Source organism: Carboxylicivirga fragile, from assembly GCF_050589805.1.
In the GTDB taxonomy this organism is placed as follows: domain Bacteria; phylum Bacteroidota; class Bacteroidia; order Bacteroidales; family Marinilabiliaceae; genus Carboxylicivirga; species Carboxylicivirga fragile.
The window spans coordinates 17,068-43,015 of record NZ_JBNGOY010000011.1 but is presented as its reverse complement, the minus strand read 5'-3'; the positions used below and the strand labels follow the sequence as shown (position 1 = coordinate 43,015).

Here is a 25,948-nt window from a genome sequence, read left to right as displayed (position 1 = left end):
TGACAAACATATAGCTCTAATGTTACCTGATTATTAACACCAATTTACGAGATGGTTAATTGATTGTTAAGAAAGCTAAAGGCACATCGTTCTTGATTATACACGAAGCTTTTTGTAAATTACGTATAAAGCTAATAAACATGGTATTAAACACTAAACTTAGGCATGTCGTCAATTGCTTTAGCGAATTATTTTACCCTAAGATATGTATTAACTGCGGACAGCATTTATTTGAAAACGAAGTTGAAATATGTCAACTATGCATGCAGCGGCTTCCGAAAACCTACTTTGAAATGAAACCAGATGATAATGCCATTTCGGCTATGATGTGGGGACGATGTCAAATAAAACATGCCTATTCATTGTACTTTTATCGTAAAGGGGAGCGTGTGCAGCAATTGCTACATGGCATCAAATACCGTGGCAATAAGGTATTGGGAACGGAACTTGGAAAGCAAGTAGGGCATACAATTAAAAACAATGCACCAATAGCATACGACCTAATAATACCTATTCCCCTTCATCCAAATAAAAAGGCCAAACGTGGCTTTAACCAAAGTGAGGTAATAGCCAACGGCATAAGTGAAGTGTTGCAAATCCCCGTTGATTCTGAATGTATTTACCGAAATACCTTTACTTCTTCACAAACTAAGAAAACCAGATTTGAGCGTTGGCAGAATGTGGAAAATATTTTCTCTCTATCAAATACAACCAAGTTAGATCAACTAAACCTACTAATTATTGACGATGTAATTACTACAGGTTCAACCATGGAGGCATGTGTCAATACCTTATCTCAATCCTCGTGTGCAAGCATAAGCATTGCCACAATAGCCTGCGCCGCCATATAATTAAATGGCATAATACATCGAGAACACAATGTTATTATTGTACTGCCCTGGTTTACGACTTAACCAATGGGGCTTTGGATCATAAATTGGAATCTCACCATTATAAGGTATACGTATACGATTTAGGGAATACAACATCCGTGCATTTACCCACAAACGCTCCGAGAAATGATAATTAACTCCAAATACCGTTGAATATTCTATGGTTTGAAAAGGAGGTACTCCATCGTTTCCCTTAATGGATTGTCCATTCTGAATTTCATCATCAGCGAATAACACAGCAATAGCTAATCCCCCCTCGAAAGAAAACTGCTTATACTGATATCGAGCCACCAACGGAAAATTAATATAATGCAAATCAATTTCATATTCATCGTATTTGCCTTTTTCTACATCAGGTGTAACCTTACTTCCCTTTTGAATATAGGCAATGTCAAGTTGCAGATCCCAATCTTTAGCAATTGATCGACTAACAAAGCCTCCAATGTTTAAGCCAATTTTCTGATAGCCTGCAAAAGCGTCACCATCAACTTGAGAGAAACCAATTCCAGCTAAAGGCCCAGCTCTAAATTCTTGTGCTTCGCATGTAATTACGGTAATCAACAAAGAAGCTATAATTACTAATAGTTTATTCATAGTTTATTGGCTAAGTAGATTAATCAATTTTTGCACCCCCGTAGATGCCTTTTCATTTATAAACGTAATATTTGGTGCCGGAGTATATAAAGGTTGTCCAGGATCAATTAAATAAATTGGTGTGCGTTTCGAAACGTAGTTTATTAGACCTGCCGCAGGGTACACGTTTAAAGAGGTTCCTACTACCACCAAAATATCTGCAGCTCGTGTTAATTCAATGGCCGGTTCAATGGCCGGAACTGCTTCACCAAACCATACAATATGCGGACGCAACTGTGCTCCTTTCTCACACTTATCGCCCCACTTCAATTCCCATCCGTCCAGGTCATAAACCAAATTCTTATCCTTGGTGCTTTCAACCTTTGTTAATTCGCCATGTAAATGTAGTATCTTAGAACTTCCAGCGCGTTCGTGCAGGTTGTCTACATTCTGAGTTATTACATGCACATCAAAATTCTTTTCTAATTCAACAATACCCTTATGTCCGGCGTTAGGTTCGCACTCGAGTAATTGCTTTCGTCGCTGATTATAGAAATCCAAAACTAAATGCGGATCGCGCTCCCATCCCTCAGGACTAGCAACATCAGTCACCTCATGATTCTCCCATAAACCATTACTCTCGCGAAAGGTTTTAATACCACTTTCGGCACTAATACCTGCTCCACTTAGCACCACCAACTTCTTCATTTCTTTATTGAATTAAGTTTTCAGATTAAAAGTAAGTAATTGTTTTCATTTCATGCTAATTTTTATTTGCCTATGCACGTTTTCACCCAAGGCATGAACCTATTTTTTCTATCTTTGCATTCGGCTTAAAAAATTCCGACGAATGATTGATCAGATTACCGTAGATAAAGTACTAGAAACTGCCAATAGCCAGATTATTGAGGTGGTATCTGACTATGTTACCCTACGTCGTCGGGGCATTAACTACTTGGGTAATTGCCCTTTTCACAACGAGAAAACACCCTCGTTTACAGTATCGCCACACAAAGGCATATTTAAGTGTTTTGGATGTGGTGAAGGTGGCAATGCGCTCAACTTCATTATGAAGCACGATCAATTATCGTTTGTTGAAGCCATTAAAGCGCTTGGGAGTAAATTCAATATTCATATTGAAGAGGAAGAATATTCGCCAGAACAGCTGAAGCAAAAGAATGAGCGCGAAAGCATGATGGTAATCAGCGATTTTGCTGGTAAATACTTTGCGCGCAATCTTAACGAAACGGACGAAGGTAAATCTGTTGGTTTAAGTTATTTCCGTGAGCGTGGTTTCCGTGATGATATTATTAGCAAATTTGAATTGGGTTATTCACCCGAAAAACGTGATGCGCTCACTAGCGAAGCTGTTAAACAGGGTTACAAACTTGAATACCTCGAAAAGACAGGTCTGTCCATTGTTCGCGACGATTATAAGGCGGATCGCTTCAGGGGACGAGTTATCTTTCCCATCCACAGTTTGGCCGGTAAGGTCATTGCCTTTGGTGGACGTATCCTGAAAACGGATAAAAAAACAGCCAAATACCTCAATTCGCCCGAATCAGAAATATACCATAAAAGTAGGGTGCTCTATGGTATTTATCAGGCCAAGCAGGAAATTACACGGCAAGATCGTTGTTACCTGGTGGAAGGTTATACCGATGTACTGTCTTTTCATCAAGCTGGCATTAGTAATGTGGTTGCTTCATCCGGAACAGCATTAACACCTGATCAGATCAGGTTGATCGCTCGTTTTACCAAAGACATCACCATTATTTATGACGGTGACCCTGCGGGTATAAAAGCATCGCTTCGAGGAATTGATTTGATTTTGGCAGAAGCCATGAATGTTAAAGTTCTGCTATTGCCCGATGGTGAAGATCCGGATACTTTTGCCAAGGAACGAAACGCGGAACAACTTAAAGAATACATCGAAGCTAATCAAAAGGATTTTATCAAATTTAAAACATCCTTGTTGCTAGAGGATGCGAAGAATGATCCTATCAAAAAGGCTCAACTCATTCAAGATATTGTACGCAGTATTTCTACCATACCTGATTCGATTGTACGCTCAGTATACGTCAAGGAGTGTAGTACACTTTTGAAGGTTGATGAGAAAATATTGGTTCAGGAAACGGGTAAACTACAGCGAAAGAAAATAGAAGAAAATTTCCGTAGAAGTACCACAAGTAATGAACGTCCGGTAAACTATCCGCAGAATAATAGTGCACCTAAGACAGCAACAGTAAACAATCCCTTTGAGTTAGAAGAACGAGCTGTTCTCTTATTCTTATTAAAATATGGTGAAAAACCATTACATGGTCTTTTGGAAAATGATGAAGAAATTGCAGTTGGTGCCTACATCATTCATGAATTAAAGCAAGATGATTTGCTAAGCGTAAATCCCATCTACAATAAGATGATGGAAGCCTATGAAACTGCCAGCAACGATAAAAAGATTGTGGCGCAAAAGTTCTTTGTTAATAATTCAGATACCGACCTAAGCAAGTTGGCTTCTGACTTAATTGGAAAAGAACACATCCTTAGTCGCATTCACGAAAAATTTGGCATTGTGACCAAAGAGGAGGAAATATACCAGGATTTGGTATTGCGTGTAGTTGCCGAGTTAAAGTGGAAAAAAGTGAAGATGGTTCTGAAAGAAAAACGTGTTCAATTGCAACAAATGGAAGCATCGGGCAACGTTGATGGCTTAATGGAATTATTACAAGACATAAATAACTGGCAGCAGGTACTATCGATTATTTCCAAGGAACTGGGCGGACGAACCATTGTATAACTAATAAACAACACACATAAAAACAGATTATCATGCAAACAATAAACCATACCGATATTGAAGTTATTGAAGGCATCATTCGCAAATGTGATTTATGCTTTGTTGGCGTTGTCGATCAAAATAACATGCCCTATGTGTTACCAATGAATTTTGGATATCAGGATAAAGTTATTTACCTGCACTCTGCTCCGGAAGGTAGAGTCATCGATATCCTCAATAACAACAATAATATCTGTGTGACCTTTTCTGCCGATAATGAATTGGTGTTTCAACACCCTGAAGTTGCTTGTAGCTACCGCATGAAATCGAAAAGTGTAATTGCCATGGGTAAGGTTGAATTTGTTGAAGACATGGATGCCAAGCGCGATGCGTTAAACATACTTATGGGAACTTATATTGAAAAGGAATTTAAATACAGTGATCCAGCCGTGAGAAATGTAAAAATCTGGAAAATACCTGTCGATAGTATTTCATGTAAGGAATTTGGCGCGCCTCACGATGAGTATAAAATTAAACGCTCCAACGATGAGTTAAGAAATAACAAATAATCGAATCGAACACACATATTTGCAAAGCAATAGCCTACAAAGTATATTTGAAGGAAATCTAATCTATTTGAAGATCAATCGTAAATGAAAAGTACGCACTTCTTAATCATTCTTTTTGCCATTATTAGCCATTCGCTAGTATCGCAAACGACCCTATCAAAAGACTACAAGACAGTTTATTCACAAAGCTTCAGCAGCAATAAATCACCAAGGGAATTCGAATTCTCCGACGCATCAAAATGGCTGATAAGTAAAAATGGAGAAAGTGGGAAAGCACTTAAATGTTTGGGTGAAGGCAGCTATAAAAATGCGCATGGAGGCCCAAGGGTTGTTGCAATAGTAAAAAACTATGAGCTGGAAGATTTTGTGATGGAAATGGATGTGATGCAACAAGGTAAAAACTTTGAGTTACTCGACTTTTGTATCTTTTTCGGAATTGAAGATCAGGAGCATTACAGCTACGCACAATTAGCATCCAAGGCCGACAAGAATACGCACAATGTATTTACCATCAATGGCGACCAACCGCAACGTATCGGTAAAAAGCAAGAAAAAGGAATATGGTGGGGCTTGAATAAATGGAACCACGTTAAGATAGAACGATTTGAAGCTGATAAAATTTTAAAGGTTTATTTCAACGACGAGTTGGTTTTAGACATTAAGGACAACGATGAGTTGTTTAATAATGGTCTGGTTGGCTTTGGTTCTTCGAGCAGTGCACTCAAAATTGACAATCTCAAAATTATTGCTTCTGAATACAAGGAATCGGACAAAGCAATTTTTCCAAAAACTGAATAAATGGCACTCAATTATCTCTGGATAGCATTTTTTCTAATTGCCTTTGTGGTAGGCTTGGTACGCCTAATCTTCTTTGGCGACTTAGATGTTTTTCCGGAAATGATGAATGCCACTTTCGACAGTGCAAAAACAGGCTTTAACATCTCGCTAGGTTTAACTGGAGCACTAACCCTTTGGATGGGTTTAATGCGGGTTGGCGAAAAAGGAGGAATGGTCAACCTGATGTCTCGTGCCATCGGGCCTTTTTTTAGTCGCCTCTTTCCTGAATTGCCAAAGAACCATCCTGCCTACGGTAGCATGATGATGAATATTGCGGCCAATATGTTGGGGCTCGACAATGCTGCTACACCGGTTGGCCTCAAGGCGATGAAAGAGTTGCAAGCTTCCAACCCAGATAAGGAAAGAGCTTCGAATGCTCAAATCATGTTTTTGGTGCTTAACACTAGCGGACTTACCATTATTCCCATCAGCGTAATGGTAATTCGTGCTGAACGCTTGGCAGCCAATCCATCTGATATTTTCCTGCCCATCTTATTAGCCACATTTTTCAGTACACTAGTTGGTATTGTTACGGTTTCCATTGTACAAGGCATCAAACTTTGGGATAAGGTAATCATGGCCTATTTAGGAGGCTTCACGGCATTCATCGGAGGTTTTATCTATTGGTTAACATGCATTCCAAAAGAGCAAGTTAATACGGTTTCTTTGGTAGGCGCAAACGTCTTACTTTTCTCAGTCATCATTTCTTTTATACTAATGGCATTGCGCAAAAAAGTAAATGTGTACGATGCCTTTATTGATGGAGCCAAGGAAGGTTTTAACATTGCAGTAAAAATCATTCCATTTTTGGTAGCCATATTAGTAGCCATTGCCGTATTTCGCGTATCTGGCACAATGGATTTTTTAGTTGATGGCATAGGTGTATTTTTCTCAACTTTAGGGCTTGACACACGTTTTGTAGAAGCTTTACCTACTGCCTTTATGAAACCATTAAGTGGAGGAGCAGCTCGTGGCATGATGGTAGACGCCATTACCACCCATGGTGTAGATTCGTTTGTGGGGCAAATGGCCAGCACCATACAAGGTTCAACGGATACAACTTTTTATGTATTGGCAGTTTATTTTGGTTCGGTAGGTATTAAACGCACTCGCCATGCTGTTGCCTGTGGTTTAATTGCTGATTTTGCTGGAATTGTTGCTTCCATTTTATTGGCCTATTTGTTTTTTGGGTAAGCACATTAGTCGATTTTTTACCACTTATTGCATAACCGTTGTTAATTAATCCCTTAAAATGTCATCTTACATTACTATCTTTAAATTCAAGTTGAATTAAAAAAACGTAATGTATAGATTAGTACTGTTTTTATTTCTACCCTTCTTAATAGCATGTAATCAATTTAAATTGCCAAAATCGTATCACAATGACGTGCTACCTAAACGCAAACATATAGAATACATTAAACTGAAAATCACAGATAAGGATATCTATCTGAACAAGGAAAGAATATCTAATCTATCCGTCATTCCTGATTTCATATCAAAGACACGGGATGAGGCAAAAGAAGATATTCATTTAGATGCAATCATTTACGTTGATAAAAATTGCATATATTCAAAAGTGGACACCATTATTCAGAAATTTAGAGAAGCATCTATCCATAGGTTTTATTTTAAAACAAATTCTTTAAAAGAATCATCATATGTGCGCTTTTTCTTCGCTTCTGTTGGCGAATATCAAGATAGTTTGGATAATGACATTCTTAACAAAACAAAAATGCAGGGCGATTCTCTTAATATTTTAGTGGTTAATAAACATTCTTTTAATTCTTACATTGTGAATGACTCTTTACTAAATAAAAAAGAACTATCACAAAAGCTAGAAAATACAATAAGAGATACCATAAAATGTATTTATATAATTAATCCTGGAGTTGAAAGTAGTATAGCTGATGTTATCGAAATGGCAGACCTATATAATATCGCATTAAGCGAAAAAAGAGAACATTCCGCAAAGGTTAATTACGGACAAACGTATTCTGAATTAGATGATTCATTAAAGTGGGAAATTAATAGAATTAGATTCCGAAAAATCCTAAATGTTATCCCTGAAAATTAAGATAAACCATATAATATCTATCCAATGAGAAATTTACTATTCATTGTTATTGCATCGTTACTAAGTCATTTTAGCATGGCACAAACTGGCAAAGTATACGACGACTTAAGTATGACCAGCGAAATACTAAAGGGAGAAAGAAAATACGCCATCTACCTACCGCCGGACTATGAAACATCCGAACGTAGTTATCCAGTTTTATATTTACTACATGGATCAGGTGATGATCAAACAGGTTGGGTGCAGTTTGGTGAGGTTTTACATATAACTGATAAGGCGATAAAAGCAGGCAAATGCACACCCATGATTATTGTTATGCCCGATGCGAACACTGGTCAAAAAGGTTATTTTAACGATATAAATGGCAAGTGGGATTATGAAGATTTCTTTTTCGAGGAGTTAATGCCACATGTTGAAAGCACATACCGCATAAAAGGTGAAAAACGTTTTCGTGCCATCGCCGGTTTATCGATGGGTGGCGGCGGATCATTTATGTATGCACTGCATCGTCCTGAACTATTCTCATCGGCTTGCCCGCTTAGTGCCTATGTAGGTCCATTAAGTATAGAGGAATTTAAAGATCGTTTTGTTAATGCCTACGAAAAACATAGTGAAGCTCAAATCAAAAATTATTACGAGAAACACAATGCACTTTCGCTCATAGACCAACTTCCAGTTGATGATATTAAAAGTGTACGCTGGTTTATCGACTGTGGCGATGATGATTTCTTATTTGAAGGTAATAGCCTGGCACATATTGCCATGACAAAAAAGAAAATACCCCACGAATACCGTGTACGCGATGGAGCCCACAATTGGACCTATTGGCGGGAGTCATTACCTGTAGTGCTGCATTTTGTATCTCAGGCTTTTCATCAGTATTAAAAGTAGTTTTAGCCCAGCTGAGTTAGATGAATTGAACCATTTTAATAGGGTTTTACTTGATGTCCATCGTAAGTTAAATGGGAAATATCCTCCCTTATCCGAATTTATGATAACTGAATATTGGAGTAGAATACAGGATATAGCAGGAGCAATAAGTAGAGAAATGGAGAACTAAATACACAGATATTTTGGATTATCTTTTGGTTTCTTAGACGAGAAAATCATTTCATCGATTCAAATTCATGTATGATACTCCGAATCGAAACAACGTTTCGAAGCTCGGCTTTTCAGGAATAACTAATCTGTGTCTTTGCATTGAAAAAACACACATCTTAAAAACAATAAGATTATCGATTTTTTCATCATTCAGATAGGGGTAAAAACGATTAAACCTGTCCTTAGCATGAGATATAAAACCCGAACCAATGAATAAGTTACTTCTTGTCCTTTTATCGATTACCATTTCAAGCCATACTGCTAGCGCTCAATTTTCTAAAATATGGTCGTTTAAAACCGAAGGTCAGATATTTGCAAGTGTAATCACCGACGATACTAATGCCTATGCAGGTAGTGCTGATGGCGATTTTTATGCCTTGGATAAAAACAATGGCAAGTTGCAATGGAAACAAACTTTGGGAGGATCTAAATTCTCAACAGCAAGCTTGCACAAGCAAAACTTGTTTGTAGGCTCAAATTTGGGCAAACTTTATAGCCTCTCAACAAAAACAGGAGATATCAATTGGGAGTTTGCCTCAAAGGGAGAGCAAGACAAGGATATTTGGGACTATTACTTATCACAGCCAAGTATAAACAAGAACACAATCTATTGGGGAAGTGGCGACTCGTGCCTGTATGCCATTGATGCCCTGTCGGGTAAAGAACTTTGGCACTTCAGAAGCAAAGGTATTATCCATGCCAATCCATTGATTGCAGAAGGTATTATTTACATTTCTGGTTTCGATGGTCACCTTTATGCCTTAAATGCTGAAGACGGTACGCTCATCTGGAAATTTAAAACACTAGGTGCGCAGTACTTCCCCCATGGAGCCATCCCAAAGGCTCCAATCTTGCATAACAACATATTATATTTCGGCACCCGAGATTACAATCTCTATGCTTTAAATGCCGAAACGGGTCAATGCTTATGGAACTATCGCGAACCACACGGCTGGATTATTGCGAGTCCTCTCTTTTATAAGCATCATTTATACTTTGGCCTTTCCGATGGTCATAAAATGATATGCATGAATGCCCAAAGCGGAATTATTAAGTGGGAACATGCTATCAATATGCGCGTGTTTGGCGAGGCAATTATTCACAAAGGAGCTTTGGTATTTGGTTCACACAATGGCAAATTGTATGCACTAAATCCAGATAATGGTGAGCTAATATCTGAATTCAGCACTGAGGGCAGCAAGGCTAATTATCACAAAATATTTGATGCCAAAGGTAACTTTCAACCCGGCTTTACTTTATACGGTGCCGACTATGAGGCTAGCGAGAAAAAGATACTTGAAATGGGCTCCATCCTTTCCACACCTCATGTTGATGGCAATATCATTTATTTTGGAAGTGCCGATGGTCACATTTACGCAATCGAATTAAAAATCCTTAAATCAATTGAGTAACAACGGTTACTTAACTTTCCTAACAGATAAAAACCCGCTTCCTTGGCGGGTTTTTTATTGCTTCATCATTACGATCATCGCGCAAGGCCCAAACTGTTCTTGTACAATACTTGCCCATATGCAATGTATTATACACCTTTAACCAAGAATAAGGCTAAAAAAATTGTACCAAGCCAGAATTGACAACTTCAATATATGCAAGCAAACCAATATGTATATACCTTTACTTATGATGATTCAGAGTTTGAATTATGCCAACTCGAATCGAGGCATATATTTAAAAAGAAAGTAAAGCATAAACTGCTTTTTAGTGATGTAAAAATAGAACCTTCGAGCAGTGCTTTTATTAAAAATCGCTTAGACATTATTACGTATGCCACAGATTACTCGGAACTAATAGGTAAAGTAAAAGAAGAAAACATACATAGCGAGGGTTTCAAAGCTGAATACCTGGTTCTTGATGGAGATACGACAAACTATGCTGATCGACTTAGTAAATTAAAAGACGTCGGCTGGAGCATTGAAGGGGATCCCGATTATTACAATCCAAGCATCACTTATGGTTTATGTTATTATAAGGGTGTTTGGTACTTTGGTCTTTTAATCAAAGACACTTTTGATTGGTACAAACACAGTAAAAAGCCCTACTCATTCAGTAACTCAATTGGTGTAAACATAGCCAAAGCCCTCGTTAATATTGCTACCGGGGGTGATGAGGAGAAACGGTTAATAGATGCCTGTTGTGGTGTGGGCACAATTCTATTGGAAGCTTGCTTTGCCGGGATTGAAATTGATGGCTGCGATATTAACTGGAAGGCATGTAGGGATGCGCGCAAGAACCTAAGCCACTTCGATTATCCATCAACTGTATTTCGCTCAGACATAAAAGATATTAATAAGCAATATGATGCGGCCATTCTTGACCTGCCCTACAATTTGTACAGCCGCTCCAGCGATGAAGATGTACTGCACATTATTAAATCTTCGGCAGAACTCACCAATCGACTTGTGATTGTATCCACCTCAGATATTACTGACTTTATCGAAAGTATAGGATTTGAGATTGCAGATAGTTGCAGTGTAAGTAAAAAAGGCAAGAATAATTTTGCCAGAAAAATATGGGTTTGTGATAAGAGGCTAACTTGATTGAAACCCAAACATCAGTCCTTAAAAAAATGAAAATGGAAACATTCAACAAAGTAATTAAAGGGAAAGATAGAAAAGTAATTCTATCAACACTATGGATATTTGTGACTTTAAACTATCTGTATTGTGATGTTCTGAGTTTGATGGATATAAAACACCAATGGTGAAAACCATTAGGGCTTTTGTTAGTTATATTTATCTAAGTTAAAATAACCGAAACCTAAATAAGGTGCGACACCTCATTGCCATATCTCTACTATTGGTTTTTCTGCTACCCGAAATGGCTAGGGTATGGATTGTTGCGGATTTTAAAATCAATCAGGACTATATAGCAAAGGTCTTATGTATCAATAAAGATGAGCCAATTAAAAAATGTAATGGTAAATGCCATCTTAAAAAGCAGCTTAACAAGGTTAATACAGCGGACGAAAAAAACATACCTGCCAACAGAAGTAACAAGTTAGATTTCCAAACTCTTTTTGTTCAAGTCAATATCAAACTAAAAATGCCACTTGGCATACATCTTAATAAGATTGACCGTAGCAAAGCTGTTCTGCTCAGCTATAACCAACACTTAAATCAGATTTTCCGCCCTCCAAAGCTTATTATCATTTAATCACATTTTATTAATAAACTCTACCAATCTGCAAATGCTTTGGTTTGAGTTGGTGCGTGTATGCCTATGCATTATATTGTATAAATAGAATAAACATGGGTGCATAATATTCCTTTAAAAAGAACAGTAATGAGCTTAAAACACATACTAATAACATTGCTATGCTTAATCATGGCCAATAATGTTGTAGCACAAATAAACCCGACAGTGAACGGGTCAAGCATTATACTAATTGATGCGAACACTAAGCTTCCAATAATCGGGGTCAACTTTATTTATGGTGATCAGCATGGTGCTTCAGATAAAGATGGCCTAATCAGCTTCCAAATGAGCGACCAAGCAACCATGAAACTCTCACATCTTAATTATGGTAAGTGGGAATGGAATGCTGAAGAATTAAAACAAATTGTGGAACAAGGCAGCTACTCGCGCATGCCGATGAATCAACATTTATTCCCTGTAATGGTCATTGCCATGAAACCTGGTCAAAAACCTGACGCGGGCATCGGAATCGACTATCAAGAACGATTGGAACATGATGGAGCCAAAATTTTAAATCAAATGCCAGCTTTTAACAGTATCCGAAAAAGTGGAAACTATGGTTTCGATCCCGTGTTTCGAGGTTTTAAATACGATCAGTTAAATCTGGTTATAGATGGTGCACAAAGCGCAACAGCCGCCTGCCCTAACCGTATGGACCCACCTTCGAGTCAGATTTCAACTAACCTGATGGATCGGGTTGAAGTGTACAAGGGGCCACATGCCTTACGCTACGGAACGGGTTTTGGTGGAACCATCAATTTCATCCCGTCTCAACCGCGCTTTAGTGAGCAAGGCAATACCTATGGACGATTATCGACCGCCTACGAAACAAACGGCAACATTAAACGTGGTGAAGGGCAGCTTGGGTTTAGCGACAGCAAATACGATTTAAGTTTATTCGGAGCCTGGTCGCAAGGTAGGGATTACACAGCAGGCAATGGCGAGAAAGTTAAAGCCGGTTTTTTACGAAGTAGTTTTGGAACTAGGCTTGGACTAAAAATTAGCAAACTCCAACAACTAAGCATTTCAGCCACGTACAATAGGGCTCGCGACGTTGATTTCCCAGCATTGGCAATGGATTTACGTAACGACGACACCTGGCTATTTAATGCCAGACACGAGATTCAGATTCTGGATAAGGATTTAAAATCGTGGAACACAACATTATTTGCCTCCTTTGTCGACCATTTTATGGACAACCGCCTCAAACAACTTGACCCACGCATGCTCAATGCCGAAACAGCCGCTAGTACCTACAACTATGGTGGCCGAACCGAAGGTATTTGGGAGTTTAGCAGGTCCAAATTATTTGCTGGAGCCGATCTAAGAATTGAAGGAGCCGAAGGTACACGTGTAAGAACGTTTATAATGGGGCCTAATAATGGCAAGGTTTTTAACGATAATGCCTGGCAAGATGCGAACATCAGTAAGAGCGGCCTCTTTGCCGAGTACCAATTAAACACCAATGCCTTGAATTATGTTTTCTCGGGTAGACTGGAGCGTAACTATGCAAAAATAAATGATCCTAGCCCTGATTTTACAAGTGTATATCCCGAAACAGATATCACTCAAATAAACCCGAACCTCAGCATTGGTATCCAAAAGCATTTTGGACAAAATACATCATCAGGGTTGTATCTGGGAAGAGCGCAACGTAGCGGAAGTTTAACCGAGCGTTTCATCAATTATTTCCCTGTTGGGCAAGATCCTTACGAGATGTTGGGTAATCCTAAGCTTGATCCTGAAGTGAATAATCAGGTGGATCTTACATTTGAATGGAAGAATAAATCCACAGCCGTTAACATCGATCTGTTTGCTGCTTACTTGCAAGACTATATCTCATCCGTAATCGACCCAGAATTAAGGCAACGACTACCCAATAGTCCGGGTGTACGTCGCTACATCAATATTGATGACGCATTAAAAACTGGTTTCGAAATGAACTGGACACAAGCATTACCCATGGGTCTAAAGCATCAATTGGGCATTGCTTATACCTATGCCAAGGATTTGGAACGTAAACAGCCTCTTCCCGAAATCGCTCCCTTGGACTTTCGCTATGCGCTTATGGGAACTTATCTTAATGGGAAACTAATTCCTGAGCTTACTTTTCGTTATGTGACAAAGCAAGATCGTATTTCGGAGGAATATGGTGAGACTGCAACGCCTGATTTTTCCTTACTCGATTTAAAGTTAGGCTATGCCATCAGCGAGAAACTTAAAGTAAATGCCATGGTCAATAACTTATTGGACGAAACCTATTACGAACATCTCAACCGCTCGGTGCGTGGCACGGAAAACCCTATTTATGCACCCGGAAGAAATTTCTTCATCGGACTAACGCTGAACTTTTAGAGTATACATTTAAAAAGAAATCCAATCTCCGTATTACATGAGAGATTGGATTTTTTGTGATTATAAAGTAATTTGACTCAATCTAAATAATTTTATTTCTATGAATTTATTAGACTAATCATTATGTTAGTAATTTCAAATAAACTAACCAAACTCGATGAAAAAGCTAAACCTATTATTTTTATTCGCCTTCACATTTCTTATAGCTCATTCTCAAATTTCTTTTGAAAAAGGTTTTTTCATTAATAACGAAAATGATAAAATAGAATGTTTGATTAAGAATTTGGATTGGAAAAACAATCCAACAAATTTTGAATACAAAACATCCTTGGATGGTAATGCACAAGAAATAGATATAAATGCAGTACGAGAGTTTGGTGTTTATGATGTGTCTCGGTATATACGAAGTACGGTAGAAATTGATCAATCTAGCAATGATATCAATAGTTTTAGTGATGTTAGGAAACCTGTATTTAAAGAAGAAACAGTATTCTTAAAGGTGCTTATCGAAGGGAAAGCTAATCTGTATTTTTATGAAAATAACAAGGGACTAAAGCGCTTCTTTTACAAACTAGATAATTCAACAATAGAGCCTTTAGTATATAAACAATACTTTAATTCGGAACATCGGATTCGTGAAAACAATGCTTACAAGCAACAGCTAGTTAACCACCTAAGCCATCCATCACTTACCTCTGTTAAAGCCAAAAACATCAGATATAACAAAAAAGACTTAGTTGCTGTATTTGTTGACTACAATAAATACAATGGACAAGAAATAGCGAATTTTGAAACCAAAAAGAAGAAAGAATTATTCAACTTAAATATCCGACCAGGAATCAATTTTTCATCTCTAAGTATAAAAAATGATGAAGCGCCAACACGTAATGCAGACTTTGGGAGTGCTACCAACTTTAGGTTTGGACTAGAAGCGGAATTTATATTACCCTATAATAAAAACAAATGGGCGATTATACTTGAACCAACCTATCAATATTTTAAAAGTGATAAGGTTGAAACGGCCTATCAATATTCTTCATATACTACTCAATATGCCAAGGTTGATTACAAATCAATTGAGGTTCCTATAGGCCTTAGGTATTATTTCTTTTTAAATGAAACTTCAAAGATATTCATAAATGGAGCCATCGTAATTGACTTCAGTTTAAATTCAAAAGTTAATTTCGCATCTGGATCGGAATTAGAAATAAAAACTCTTGATAATTATGCATTTGGAGCCGGATATGTCTTTAAAAATAAATACTCCTTTGAGCTAAGAGGACACACCAAGCGCGATTTATTCCGCGATTACCTACTCTGGATATCTGATTACAAGACATTTTCTGTCATTTTTGGCTACACAATTTTTTAGATTTATAAAGCAATACCAAAACTAACTAACCCTTAATTCCACTTTGTAATCAGATTAATATTACACTTTTAAAGAATACAACTTTCTAGCACAAAGATCAGTTTTTTTTGTGATTGACTATTCTTAAATTCAATCAACCCTAAAAAATATCATTTTTTGGGTCTGAAGTAATCCGTATGTTTGCCATTAGATATAAACACGATATTTAAAAGTATGAAAAAAGTAAGTTCAATAATTGCACCATTGATTCTTATCTTATTATTCAGCTCATGCCATAAAGACTCAGGCGAGCAAAAAGAATCAAATACGATCATTGGAGAGTGGGAGTTAATTGATTTGATTAATAGCTCTGATGAGGATGAATACCTGGATAACATTACAGAATTTGGCTACCATGTTTATAGAACAATGGAATCAGATGGCGAAATTATTGTAGAGAGCAGATGGGGACTAGATGCAGAAGAGGCGATGCTTATCTTACACAATGGCATCTATGGCGGTGACGAAGCCATCGAGTACAGGATTATGGAATTAAGCGATAATTCCTTAAAGCTAGAACGAGGGTACACTGTGGATGATGAAGAAATCTATGTGGAATACCATTTTACACGCTTAAGATAGTTTGAAGAAGTTAGTTTTACTGTTCAACCACAAGGGTTGATTCGCTTAACGCACAATGCCCCGCACTGCGTACAGGGTTAATTTGTTTGTCTCTTCGAGACAGATTTTACGAATTCTTACTTATCAGGGTCAAGCTATCTTTTTTAAGAATACGAATATGGCGGCCATCGAGTTGAATAACGCCGTCTTTCTCAAACTCCTTTAAAAACTTAATGGCACTCTCGTTAGTGATAGAAGCAAAATCCGCAATATCCTGACGTGTCATATACTTGTAAACTTCCTCACCACTTTCTTCAAATCCGGATAAATAGATGAGTGTTGAAGCCAGTTTGCCGCGCATCTGCTTATAAGATATGTTGCTGATGATCTCTAGGTAGCGTTGCTCACTATTATAGTTTCGCGATGTAATTTGTAATCCAAACTGTGGATTTTTGATCAACAGTTGCTGCAAAGCCATTTTATCAACCATGCAAACAGTAGTATCAGTCAGGGCAATGGCCGAATAAGGGTATTCCTCTTCTCCAAAAACCGCAGAAAAAGCCATAAACTCGCCTTGTTTCATTAAACGCAGATTAATCTGTTTCTGAGTGGTGGTTTGCAGGTACACGCGAACCAAACCTTCGATGACATAAATAACATGGGTGGCAAATGCCCCTTGCTTCATTACATTCTCACCTTGCAGGTAAGTGATGCGCTTTTTTTTATCGAGTAATAGCTCAAGTTCATCGGCACTTAAATGCTTAAAACACTCCGAACTTGACTGCAAGCTTTTTTGCTCTTCCATAGTAAGCCTTGTTTAAAACCTTACAAAAATAACGCAAATTCTCATTATCCAATTAAGACGCCATCCAAAGAACCAATAGTATAACTATCGTATGATAGGAAATCAACTATAAATTTTCAGATTAAGAGCCCACATACACAAGCCGCATTCTATTGGGAGGCCCACTTCGCTAAAATACATTTGTGTCATCAAAATTGATGAAGACATGAAAAAGAATTATTACACATTATTAATCCTGCTAATGGGCTTTATTTCTAGCTCTTATGCCCAGTTATCCATCGAAGGCGAATTCAGGCCTCGCGCCATCGTTGAGAATGGCTTTAAGATACCTGCTTTAAAGAATGATGACCATCGTTTGTCTTTCGATCAGCGATCAAGGATTATTTTTAAATACAGTAGCGAGAAATACAGTACCAAGTTAAGTCTGCAAGACGCACGAATATGGGGGTCGGATGACATGGTTAATAAAACCGGACCTGAAGCTAACTCATACGGTTTAGGCGTGTATGAGGCATGGGTTGATCTTAAGCTGACTGTTAAATCAGGATTAAAAATTGGACGTCAGGAATGGAACTATGATGATATGCGAATTTTGTCGCCACGTAATTTCTGGACCTCAGGTCAAAGCTATGATGGTTTGTTGTATCACTTCTCAGAAGTAGATAAGAAGCTTAAAATCGATTTTGGTTTCTCATACAATAACAATGGCTCACCCATGGGAATTGTTGTGGATAATACGGAATGGGAATCGGATAAGTTAAAATCGATGAGCTTCGTTCACATAAATAAAGTTTTCAGCCCTAAGTTTAATGCTTCGCTAATGTTTACCCTGGCCGGCAAAACGGATGTGAGTAATGATGCAGTGCTAGGCACAGGAACACACGGCATTAATCTATCCTATAACAGAGGCAAGGGAGCCGATAATGGTTTGTTTGCCATGGCATCAGCCTATTATCAACACGGTACAGACATGAAGCGAGGAAGTGATGGAGCCTATAAATCCATTTCGGCTTATTTGCTTACTGCACAAGTGGGTTTAAGAACCAATGATAAGAAACTCGAGCTTTCTGCAGGAATGGAATTAATCTCAGGACATGATTATTCTGAGACTGATGAAGACTACAACAACACCCGTCATTCATTTGATTTATTACAAAGTGCACGTGTTCCCTATTATGGGGGATACATGAACCACTTCATTATTCAGGATAGTTATTTGGTAGGTACCAAAGGAGGCGGATATTTCGATCCTTATGTAAAGGCCAAATACATCATTAACAAAAAGAATAGTCTCGAAACAGCCTTTTATTTACCAAGCTTAACAACTAAAGTGGCGGCGCATACCGGTATAAATCCGGATACAAATAAGCCCATGGGCGCTGAAGTAGATGGCAATGGTAATCAGGTTTACTGGAAAGGTGGGCTAGGCCACTACCTTGATATCTTATACACCCATAAGGCAAGTAAGGAAATTATTCTTAAGGCTGGTTTGAGCTATGGCCAAATCTCTGATATTAAAAATCAAATGGCTCATGGGTATGAAGATGCTGCATCAAAAACACTACACGAGCTTGATCCAAATTATTTTGGCTGGGTAATGCTTATTGTCAAACCACAATTTTTTAGTTCATCGAAATAAATACATTAAAATATAAATCAATGAAAAATTTTAATCCACTTTCTTTTTTAGCCTCGGTAGGTTCCGGAGGAATTGCCGTCGCACCTTTTGTCTATTTTCAATACATACTGCCGCATGGCAAGGGTTTAATCACCTTCAATCAGGTGATGGAAATAGCAAATACCACAGGCAGCAAGTTTGCTTTTGGACTAATGATGGCCATCATGGTGGTATTTAGTCTACTTCACATTGTACTCACTGTTTCGTTGGTAAGTAAGCTTATTGGCTTTTCAAAAACCAAGGAGTACAAAAGTTACATTTCCGACCCACAACGCAATACCAGTATATTGGCCATGTACACCAGTCTGGGTATGACCTTTAATGTTTTTATCGGTGTCATTCGCTTCTTTACGCCTGCATTGCAAAGTAACTTCCAGGCTTTGATGTTGCCTGCACTTATCATGTGGTCCATCCTATGGTTATTCTTGATGAGAAGTGAAATCAGAATTCTTAAGAGTGCATTTGAGAAAGATTTCGATTTATCTAAATTGAGCTTTGGCTGGTTACTTCATCCCTTCGCATTAGGAATGGTAACCGTTGCTGGTACGGGTATTGCTGCGATGGCTAACGATCCTACTATTGCACATACAGCTGCTTTCATGACCTTTACTTCAGGTTCGATGGGGCTATTCCTACTGTTCGTTAAGCTGGTCTCAATTTTCAAGAGTCACTTTGGTATGAATGGAATGCCAGAGAGACAGTTTCTACCAAGTTTCTTAATTGTGATTCCAATAACAACTTTATATGCCATCACTTTTTTCAGATTAGGGCACTATTTTGAACATCAGTTCGGAGCACATTTCGATATTTACTTTAAACTGGTTGTAGCAGTTCCTTTTGCCTTTCAAACCTGGTACTTTGCCTTTGGAATAAGCATGCTTAAGAACTATTTCAAGAAAGACTTTTTTAGAAAAGAATACTATGTGACGCTTTGGGCTTTTATATGTCCTTTTGTTGGCTACGCCGTGTTAGGTTCATTTGTGCATAAGTTGTTTATCCCATCTGTTGGTCTGCAAGCCGTCATCATGACCTCAATTCTTACGGCTATTGCCTTTTTCGTATTTGTTGGCATGCGCTATTTTAAGTACACCTATCCTGTTTCAAAAACAGCAATCGCCAAATAATCACCACTATTAATTTAACCTTTAGTCAAGAGGCCATTTCGAAAGAATGGCCTCTTTTTAATTATAAAAACAACAAAGGCTGCTTAAACCCTGCGATACACTTAGCTCGTTTTTTCTAAAAGTTAATTTCGTTACTAACATATCAAAATAAATGCAACTGGTTGGTGCCAATTCCTTCTGTCGTTTATTATTCAACCGCAAGGATTGATTCCCTTGACGCTTAATGCCCCGCACTACGTACGGGTTATTTTTTTTGTCTCTTGAGACAGTTTTCGAGTAGGCGCCCTGTCCGCAAGGCCGAACTATATAAGTCTCAGAGGAACTGAGTTAGTTGAAATGTAGATAAAGCCGACAAACATCAACCCTTGTGGTTGAACTATTCTTAGCTAATAATAAAATCAGAAGCAATGAGTTACCGAAAGATATACTAATTGAAATTAATTATCTAAATTAGAATAATTGTTAACTGCCTGAATGCTTAGCTAGTTTAATGCATTTTCAAAAAGTAAATCTGGTAGTGAATTAAATGATTACAAATAAATTAATGACTAATGAAATTTTATATCCCGATAGGTAATTATAGTTTTTCCATTATCCATTATCAAAGCATTATTGATGGGTTGAATGCTGCGAGCTTGTTTACATTAATTGATGATAGGCGAAAGTGTTTTACTACTAAAATCCGTTTAAACTTTGCCTCAATTTCAATTTTAGTAAAATTAAATGTGGTCAAAGAGAATAATCATTCGGTGGTTAAGTGTTACGCGAATATATTCAAATTACTATTTCTTTTCGTCATTGCCACTGGTTTAGCCACCTATGTATTTGTGTCGATTTATAATATTAACAATGTGGTTACATTATTGGTATTTGCACCAATTGCATGTTATGGCCTAATTAGTTATATCATGAGTGTACGAAAACAAATGAAGAAGAAATTACTATCGGTACTACAATAACAAAGATTGATTGTTAATTGCAGAAAAATCTAATACAACTATTTAAAAGGTTATTGCCCACAGGGCATAACTACAATAACCCTCAGTGAACCTGTGGGTATCGTAATGTGAGATTAGACTGACAACAACCAACTCTTTTCGTATTCTAGATAAAAACACCTATTAGAACACTAGGCATAAAACACTTCATACACCATCGATTTAGTTACTATTAATCTTTGAATCTGTAGGGATTTTTAGTTTCTTGCGCCCTCAATTTTTTAACTGTTCACAGTAAAAAAAATTTATTGCACACACTAAGTTTTCCTCCCCCCAGCTTAATAACAAATTATACTCAGCTTGAGTTATAGCTGTTTGTGTAATCGTTTGTTGAAATCAACAATAAGTAATAAGAGATAACAATTATGAAAGTGAGATTTTTAGTCATTTTGAGCCTAGTGTTAGCTACAATAACAGTGCATGCGCAGGAAAGTGTATTTGTGGTGAATGGACAATACACTGTACCCGCTGGCGTAAGTAGTGTTTACATTGAGCTAGTCGGTGCTGGTGGTAACGGCAAAGGCAATGGATTATCTGGTGGTGGTGGCGGTGGATACGCTGCTGGAATTTATGCTGTAACGCCAGGTCAAGTCTTAGATGTTAGTGTGGCACAAGCAGGAACAAGCGAAATATCACAGGTAGATGCACTAATCCAGGCCACATCAGGTACAAATGCTACATACGATAGAGATAGCGATGGATATGGTGTAGTAGGCCTTGGCGGTATTGGAACGGGCGGTACAATCTGTAATTTTAGAGGTGGCAATGGGGGTAAAGGTTTTTGGACGTATTACGGCGGTGGCGGCGGTGGAGCAGCCGGTGCTAATGGAAATGGATTTTCAGGTGGCGACACTCATCCATACGATTCAAATGGATGTTCGCATCTAGGAGGCAGTGCTGGTAAATCGGGTGGTTTCCCTGGAGGAGAAGGAAGTAAAGGTGCCGGTTACCTGAACTGTGGCCATGGATCAGCCAATTGGAATCCTGCAACACCTGCTGTCAATTATGGTGGCGGCGGAGGTGGAGGCAATGGCTCCAGTTCACCAAGTACCAACGGAGCAAGTGGCTACGTTCGTATTTCACCAAATTTAATTCACGGTGGAGTTAATCAGATTGGCTTAACGCTTCACGCTATTGAATTGGCTGCTACTTACCAATGGATAGACGAAAATAGTCAGCCCATTACAGGTGCTACTGATAAAGCATATAAAGTAACACAGCCGGGTACATATGCCGTTATTATCACAAAGAATGGACAAGAGAGAACATCAAATTCTATAGAAATAAGCACATCTGATTTAGCAGATTATTCACGTGAGTTTGGTTCATTTACTTATGAGGCCAATTCTACTTTCTACCATGATCAACTAGTAACGAATACTGTTTTTATCGAAACGGTTGGTGCCGGCGGTAATGGGCGAAGCAATGGATTATCCGGCGGAGGAGGCGGTGGATACGCAGCTGGTGTTTATTCCCTATCACAAGCTCAAGCTTTAACTATTACTGTGGCACAAACAAGTGCCGACGATCTATCGAAAGTAGATGCGCTTATTCAGGCTACATCTGGAACGGATGCCTCTTATAGTAGAGATGCGGAAGGCTATGGCATTGTAGGTGTTGGCGGAATTGGTTCAGGAGGAACAATCAGCAATTACACTGGTGGTAATGGTGGTAAAGGCTTTTGGACGTATTACGGCGGTGGAGGTGGCGGTGCTGCTGGCCCAAAGGGGAATGGATCAAATGGTGGCGACACTCAGCCTTATGATTCAAATGGTTGTTCGCATCTAGGAGGTAGTCCTGGTGTATCTGGTGGTTTTCCTGGCGGAGATGGAAGTAAGGGAGCAGGTTACTTGAATTGCGGACATGGATCAGCTAACTGGAATCCTGCAACGCCTGCTATTAATTATGGTGGCGGTGGTGGCGGCGGCAATGGCTCAAGTTCTCCAAGTACAAACGGTGCTAGTGGGTTCGTTAAGGTGAGTTATTGCCAGATATATTTAGATATTACAAGGGACGGTAATAGTTTAACTCTTAATAATCCAACTGGAATCGATTTCCAATGGGTGCGCATTGATGAAAATAATGAAATTGAATTTCTTAGTGGAGAGCATAACCCAACTTTTGTAATGCCGACTAATACCGATCAGTATGCATTGTATGCCTACGATGATTTATGCTCAATCATTTCGGAACCTTATCAACCGAATGTGCCTACTAATATTGGTTTCACTAAACCATCCTCGTCAGTATTAGGAACGGTTAAGGTTTATCCAAACCCAGCCCAAGATGTTATTTTTTTGTGGAAGCGGATAAAGCTTTCGATAAAATACAACTCTTATCGTTGAATGGTAAGCTTATTCAAGAAGTAAAAGGTGAATCAATAAACGTTGGTAATGTACCAAGTGGTGTTTACTTAATCCAGTTGATTGGTCAATCGGGAAGTGCGATTCAAAAAGTGATTATCCAATAAGTAAGATATATAAACTGAATTAATAACAACAAAGGCTGCCCAATTGAGCAGCCTTTGAAATATATCAACAATACTACTTTCTAAAACAAAGAATAAATAACTGTTAATCCCGACATCACAACAGATACCATAGTCATTAACTTGATTAAGATATTTAGTGATGGGCCTGAAGTATCCTTAAATGGATCACCAACCGTATCACCCACTACACCTGCGTGATGCGCTTCACTACCTTTTCCACCATGGTGTCCTTTCTCGATGTACTTCTTGGCATTATCCCAAGCACCACCTGAGTTGTTTAACATTACGGCTAATGTAAATCCTGTTACCAAACCACCCATCAATAAACCGATAACACCGGCTACACCAAGCAATAAACCAACAATAATAGGTACTGCGATGGCTAAAATTGATGGCACTAACATTTCGCGCTGAGCACCCTTGGTTGAGATAGCAACACATTTAGCATATTCTGGTGTTCCTGTTCCTTCTAGTATACCAGGTATTTCGCGGAACTGACGACGAACCTCATCTACCATTGCACCAGCGGCACGTCCAACAGCTTTCATTGTCATGGCACAAAATACAAAGGCCATCATGGCACCTATGAATAAACCAGCCAGCAACATTGGGTTAAATACATTAAGGTTGTAGTAATCGATGAAGTGATCCATGGTTGCTTTAGTTAAGCTTTCAGCTCCAGTAACTTCAATAAACTTCGCGCCTAATTCAGGTACTTTCTTCAACCATATACGCACTTCTTCCATGTAAGCAACCATCAGTGCCATAGCAGTTAAAGCAGCCGAACCAATGGCAAAGCCTTTTCCTGTTGCAGCTGTTGTATTTCCTAACATATCTAAAGCATCGGTACGCTCACGTACTTCTTCAGGTAAATTTGCCATTTCAGCATTACCACCAGCATTATCAGCAATAGGACCAAAGGCATCAGTTGCCAATGTAATACCTAAAGTAGATAACATACCCACAGCAGCAAATCCAATACCGTAAACACCTTCACCAAAATTGGTGAAACCGCCAGCAAAACCGAAAGCAGCAATAATACCTGCTACGATTGTTACAACTGGAATCCATGTTGAATACATACCAACTGCGATACCATCAATAATTGTAGTTGCTGGCCCTTGCATGGCTTGCTTAGCAATGCCTTGTGTTGGTTTGTATCCATCAGATGTATAGTACTCAGTACCCTGACCGATGATGATACCTGCTAATAAACCAGCCACTACCGAACCAAAGATTCCCCAGCCAAACCAGCCTAAATACGCCATAACAGCAATAGCAATTAATATAAACACCGAACTACCTGCTGTTCCAACAAGTAAGGAATTTAATAAACTCTTCGCATTCGCATCCTCTTTGGTACGTACCATATAGATACCTAGAATAGAGAAAATGATACCAATGGCTGCAACAATCATAGGTGCGATAATCGCTTTTTCATTAAATGATCCACCATTCATAGAGATGGCAGCACCAAGCGCCGCGGTAGCTAATATGGAACCACAATACGACTCATAAAGGTCAGCACCCATTCCAGCGACATCACCCACATTATCACCTACATTATCAGCAATAGTTGCCGGATTACGAGGATCATCCTCAGGAATACCAGCTTCAACTTTACCAACAAGGTCAGCCCCTACATCGGCAGCTTTTGTATAGATACCGCCACCAACACGTGCAAATAAGGCTTGAGTTGAAGCACCCATACCGAAGGTTAACATTGTAGTTGTAATATGTACCATCTTAGCATGTGTCCACTCGCCATTAAATATCATATCGGGTGACCATGCTCCACTAAGACCTACCTCTTGAGCAACTGACATACCTAAGCCCCAAACATTATTATCGTAAATATAGTTAAGCAACCAATACCACAAAGCAATATCAATCAATCCAAAACCTACAACGATAAGACCCATTACAGCACCGCTTCGAAACGCAACTTTCAAACCTTGGTTAAGCGATTTGGAAGCACCATGAGCTGTTCTCGCCGAAGCGAATGTGGCTGTTTTCATTCCAAGAAAACCACATAAGCCAGAGAAGAAACCTCCCGTAAGGAAAGCGATAGGAACAAACGGATTTTGAACACCTATAATTGCTAAAATGGTCAAAATCACAAATAAAACTGCAAACACGATTCCAACCACTTTATATTGGCGGGTTAAGTATGCCATCGCACCATCACGAACGTGTTGTGCTATTTCTTTCATTTTATCGGTCCCTTCGGACTCCTTCATCATGGATTTAAAAAATATCCAGGCAAAAACCAAGGCCAAAACAGATGCCAATGGGATAAACCAGAAAACTGAACTCATCATAGATATGGTATTTAAGTTAATAAATGAAAATTCTTAATTGCTAAAAAAGGACGATAATAAAAGCATGTTAACAGCCAACAAGAAGGAGGAGCTTCTTGAAAATTCAATAGTAAATAAGTCGGCAAAATCCGGCCTTGATGCATTGTGATGATTGTTAAAAAA

At 38.5% G+C, this 25,948-nt stretch carries 23 protein-coding genes; 19 read left to right on the top strand and 4 right to left on the bottom strand.

The window, feature by feature from the left end; all coding sequences use genetic code 11:
• Positions 1–293 precede the first annotated feature (293 nt).
• Positions 294–851, top strand: coding sequence for a ComF family protein (locus ACRD7B_RS06370; RefSeq protein ID WP_430823652.1), 558 nt, complete (start codon positions 294–296; stop codon positions 849–851).
• Here ACRD7B_RS06370 and ACRD7B_RS06365 read toward each other — a convergent pair whose 3' ends face one another.
• Both ACRD7B_RS06365 and ACRD7B_RS06360 read right to left on the bottom strand, forming a co-directional pair.
• On the bottom strand, positions 852–1,487 hold the full coding sequence (locus ACRD7B_RS06365; RefSeq protein WP_430823651.1) for a porin family protein: 636 nt from the start codon (positions 1,485–1,487) through the stop codon (positions 852–854).
• Positions 1,488–1,490: 3 nt separating this feature from the next.
• Positions 1,491–2,174 carry an SIR2 family NAD-dependent protein deacylase gene (locus ACRD7B_RS06360; protein WP_430823650.1) on the bottom strand — a complete coding sequence of 228 codons (684 nt, stop codon included), beginning with the start codon at positions 2,172–2,174 and terminating at the stop codon, positions 1,491–1,493.
• Between the two features lie 142 nt (positions 2,175–2,316).
• Here ACRD7B_RS06360 and dnaG point away from each other — a divergent pair, with 142 nt between their 5' ends.
• The 13 genes from dnaG (at position 2,317) to ACRD7B_RS06295 (ending at position 16,390) form a co-directional block, all read left to right on the top strand.
• Positions 2,317–4,263, top strand: coding sequence for a DNA primase (gene dnaG, locus ACRD7B_RS06355; RefSeq protein WP_430823649.1), 1,947 nt, complete (start codon positions 2,317–2,319; stop codon positions 4,261–4,263).
• Between the two features lie 32 nt (positions 4,264–4,295).
• A complete protein-coding gene (locus ACRD7B_RS06350) occupies positions 4,296–4,811 on the top strand; it encodes a pyridoxamine 5'-phosphate oxidase family protein (protein WP_430823648.1) in 516 nt (171 codons plus the stop codon).
• An 84-nt stretch (positions 4,812–4,895) separates the two neighbouring features.
• On the top strand, positions 4,896–5,609 hold the full coding sequence (locus ACRD7B_RS06345) for a hypothetical protein (RefSeq protein ID WP_430823647.1): 714 nt from the start codon (positions 4,896–4,898) through the stop codon (positions 5,607–5,609).
• Entirely contained in the window at positions 5,610–6,842 is a 1,233-nt protein-coding gene (locus ACRD7B_RS06340) for a nucleoside recognition domain-containing protein (RefSeq protein WP_430823646.1), read from the top strand.
• Positions 6,843–6,951: 109 nt separating this feature from the next.
• On the top strand, positions 6,952–7,725 hold the full coding sequence (locus ACRD7B_RS06335) for a biopolymer transporter ExbD (protein ID WP_430823645.1): 774 nt from the start codon (positions 6,952–6,954) through the stop codon (positions 7,723–7,725).
• 24 nt (positions 7,726–7,749) lie between these two features.
• A complete protein-coding gene (locus ACRD7B_RS06330) occupies positions 7,750–8,610 on the top strand; it encodes an alpha/beta hydrolase (protein ID WP_430823644.1) in 861 nt (286 codons plus the stop codon).
• Positions 8,611–9,035: 425 nt separating this feature from the next.
• Positions 9,036–10,238, top strand: a complete 1,203-nt coding sequence (locus ACRD7B_RS06325; RefSeq protein WP_430823643.1) for an outer membrane protein assembly factor BamB family protein — start codon at positions 9,036–9,038, stop codon at positions 10,236–10,238.
• A gap of 195 nt (positions 10,239–10,433) precedes the next feature.
• Positions 10,434–11,384, top strand: a complete 951-nt coding sequence (locus ACRD7B_RS06320) for a TRM11 family SAM-dependent methyltransferase (RefSeq protein WP_430823642.1) — start codon at positions 10,434–10,436, stop codon at positions 11,382–11,384.
• 29 nt (positions 11,385–11,413) lie between these two features.
• A complete protein-coding gene (locus ACRD7B_RS06315) occupies positions 11,414–11,551 on the top strand; it encodes a DUF6326 family protein (RefSeq protein ID WP_430823641.1) in 138 nt (45 codons plus the stop codon).
• A 62-nt stretch (positions 11,552–11,613) separates the two neighbouring features.
• Positions 11,614–12,000, top strand: a complete 387-nt coding sequence (locus tag ACRD7B_RS06310) for a hypothetical protein (protein WP_430823640.1) — start codon at positions 11,614–11,616, stop codon at positions 11,998–12,000.
• A 129-nt stretch (positions 12,001–12,129) separates the two neighbouring features.
• A complete protein-coding gene (locus ACRD7B_RS06305) occupies positions 12,130–14,397 on the top strand; it encodes a TonB-dependent receptor domain-containing protein (protein WP_430823639.1) in 2,268 nt (755 codons plus the stop codon).
• A gap of 157 nt (positions 14,398–14,554) precedes the next feature.
• Entirely contained in the window at positions 14,555–15,769 is a 1,215-nt protein-coding gene (locus tag ACRD7B_RS06300; RefSeq protein WP_430823638.1) for a porin family protein, read from the top strand.
• A 213-nt stretch (positions 15,770–15,982) separates the two neighbouring features.
• Positions 15,983–16,390 carry a hypothetical protein gene (locus ACRD7B_RS06295; protein WP_430823637.1) on the top strand — a complete coding sequence of 136 codons (408 nt, stop codon included), beginning with the start codon at positions 15,983–15,985 and terminating at the stop codon, positions 16,388–16,390.
• A 106-nt stretch (positions 16,391–16,496) separates the two neighbouring features.
• Here ACRD7B_RS06295 and ACRD7B_RS06290 read toward each other — a convergent pair whose 3' ends face one another.
• Positions 16,497–17,174 carry a Crp/Fnr family transcriptional regulator gene (locus ACRD7B_RS06290; protein ID WP_430823636.1) on the bottom strand — a complete coding sequence of 226 codons (678 nt, stop codon included), beginning with the start codon at positions 17,172–17,174 and terminating at the stop codon, positions 16,497–16,499.
• A 205-nt stretch (positions 17,175–17,379) separates the two neighbouring features.
• Here ACRD7B_RS06290 and ACRD7B_RS06285 point away from each other — a divergent pair, with 205 nt between their 5' ends.
• The 5 genes from ACRD7B_RS06285 (at position 17,380) to ACRD7B_RS06265 (ending at position 23,444) form a co-directional block, all read left to right on the top strand.
• Positions 17,380–18,813 carry an alginate export family protein gene (locus ACRD7B_RS06285; RefSeq protein ID WP_430823635.1) on the top strand — a complete coding sequence of 478 codons (1,434 nt, stop codon included), beginning with the start codon at positions 17,380–17,382 and terminating at the stop codon, positions 18,811–18,813.
• Between the two features lie 20 nt (positions 18,814–18,833).
• Positions 18,834–19,976, top strand: a complete 1,143-nt coding sequence (tsoY, locus tag ACRD7B_RS06280) for a selenoprotein TsoY (RefSeq protein WP_430823634.1) — start codon at positions 18,834–18,836, stop codon at positions 19,974–19,976.
• A 551-nt stretch (positions 19,977–20,527) separates the two neighbouring features.
• Positions 20,528–20,935: a hypothetical protein gene (locus ACRD7B_RS06275; protein WP_430823633.1), complete on the top strand. Its 408-nt coding sequence runs from the start codon at positions 20,528–20,530 to the stop codon at positions 20,933–20,935.
• 404 nt (positions 20,936–21,339) lie between these two features.
• Positions 21,340–23,319, top strand: a complete 1,980-nt coding sequence (locus ACRD7B_RS06270) for a glycine-rich domain-containing protein (protein WP_430823632.1) — start codon at positions 21,340–21,342, stop codon at positions 23,317–23,319.
• Positions 23,274–23,444 carry a T9SS type A sorting domain-containing protein gene (locus ACRD7B_RS06265; RefSeq protein WP_430823631.1) on the top strand — a complete coding sequence of 57 codons (171 nt, stop codon included), beginning with the start codon at positions 23,274–23,276 and terminating at the stop codon, positions 23,442–23,444. The genes ACRD7B_RS06270 and ACRD7B_RS06265 overlap by 46 nt, the downstream gene beginning before the upstream one ends.
• Positions 23,445–23,524: 80 nt before the next feature.
• On the opposite strand, the gene ACRD7B_RS06260 is transcribed toward ACRD7B_RS06265, so the two are convergent.
• Positions 23,525–25,786: a sodium-translocating pyrophosphatase gene (locus ACRD7B_RS06260; protein ID WP_430823630.1), complete on the bottom strand. Its 2,262-nt coding sequence runs from the start codon at positions 25,784–25,786 to the stop codon at positions 23,525–23,527.
• Positions 25,787–25,948: the final 162 nt, after the last annotated feature.

Excerpts from the sequence above, each read along its gene's own strand:
- ACRD7B_RS06370 (WP_430823652.1), top strand. The coding sequence starts at position 294 with ATGAAACCAGATGATAATGCCATTTCGGCTATGATGTGGGGACGATGT.
- ACRD7B_RS06365 (WP_430823651.1), bottom strand. The coding sequence starts at position 1,487 with ATGAATAAACTATTAGTAATTATAGCTTCTTTGTTGATTACCGTAATT.
- ACRD7B_RS06360 (WP_430823650.1), bottom strand. The coding sequence starts at position 2,174 with ATGAAGAAGTTGGTGGTGCTAAGTGGAGCAGGTATTAGTGCCGAAAGT.
- dnaG (WP_430823649.1), top strand. The coding sequence starts at position 2,317 with ATGATTGATCAGATTACCGTAGATAAAGTACTAGAAACTGCCAATAGC.
- ACRD7B_RS06350 (WP_430823648.1), top strand. The coding sequence starts at position 4,296 with ATGCAAACAATAAACCATACCGATATTGAAGTTATTGAAGGCATCATT.
- ACRD7B_RS06345 (WP_430823647.1), top strand. The coding sequence starts at position 4,896 with ATGAAAAGTACGCACTTCTTAATCATTCTTTTTGCCATTATTAGCCAT.
- ACRD7B_RS06340 (WP_430823646.1), top strand. The coding sequence starts at position 5,610 with ATGGCACTCAATTATCTCTGGATAGCATTTTTTCTAATTGCCTTTGTG.
- ACRD7B_RS06335 (WP_430823645.1), top strand. The coding sequence starts at position 6,952 with ATGTATAGATTAGTACTGTTTTTATTTCTACCCTTCTTAATAGCATGT.
- ACRD7B_RS06330 (WP_430823644.1), top strand. The coding sequence starts at position 7,750 with ATGAGAAATTTACTATTCATTGTTATTGCATCGTTACTAAGTCATTTT.
- ACRD7B_RS06325 (WP_430823643.1), top strand. The coding sequence starts at position 9,036 with ATGAATAAGTTACTTCTTGTCCTTTTATCGATTACCATTTCAAGCCAT.
- ACRD7B_RS06320 (WP_430823642.1), top strand. The coding sequence starts at position 10,434 with ATGCAAGCAAACCAATATGTATATACCTTTACTTATGATGATTCAGAG.
- ACRD7B_RS06315 (WP_430823641.1), top strand. The coding sequence starts at position 11,414 with ATGAAAATGGAAACATTCAACAAAGTAATTAAAGGGAAAGATAGAAAA.
- ACRD7B_RS06305 (WP_430823639.1), top strand. The coding sequence starts at position 12,130 with ATGAGCTTAAAACACATACTAATAACATTGCTATGCTTAATCATGGCC.
- ACRD7B_RS06300 (WP_430823638.1), top strand. The coding sequence starts at position 14,555 with ATGAAAAAGCTAAACCTATTATTTTTATTCGCCTTCACATTTCTTATA.
- ACRD7B_RS06295 (WP_430823637.1), top strand. The coding sequence starts at position 15,983 with ATGAAAAAAGTAAGTTCAATAATTGCACCATTGATTCTTATCTTATTA.
- ACRD7B_RS06290 (WP_430823636.1), bottom strand. The coding sequence starts at position 17,174 with ATGGAAGAGCAAAAAAGCTTGCAGTCAAGTTCGGAGTGTTTTAAGCAT.
- ACRD7B_RS06285 (WP_430823635.1), top strand. The coding sequence starts at position 17,380 with ATGAAAAAGAATTATTACACATTATTAATCCTGCTAATGGGCTTTATT.
- tsoY (WP_430823634.1), top strand. The coding sequence starts at position 18,834 with ATGAAAAATTTTAATCCACTTTCTTTTTTAGCCTCGGTAGGTTCCGGA.
- ACRD7B_RS06275 (WP_430823633.1), top strand. The coding sequence starts at position 20,528 with ATGAAATTTTATATCCCGATAGGTAATTATAGTTTTTCCATTATCCAT.
- ACRD7B_RS06270 (WP_430823632.1), top strand. The coding sequence starts at position 21,340 with ATGAAAGTGAGATTTTTAGTCATTTTGAGCCTAGTGTTAGCTACAATA.
- ACRD7B_RS06260 (WP_430823630.1), bottom strand. The coding sequence starts at position 25,786 with ATGATGAGTTCAGTTTTCTGGTTTATCCCATTGGCATCTGTTTTGGCC.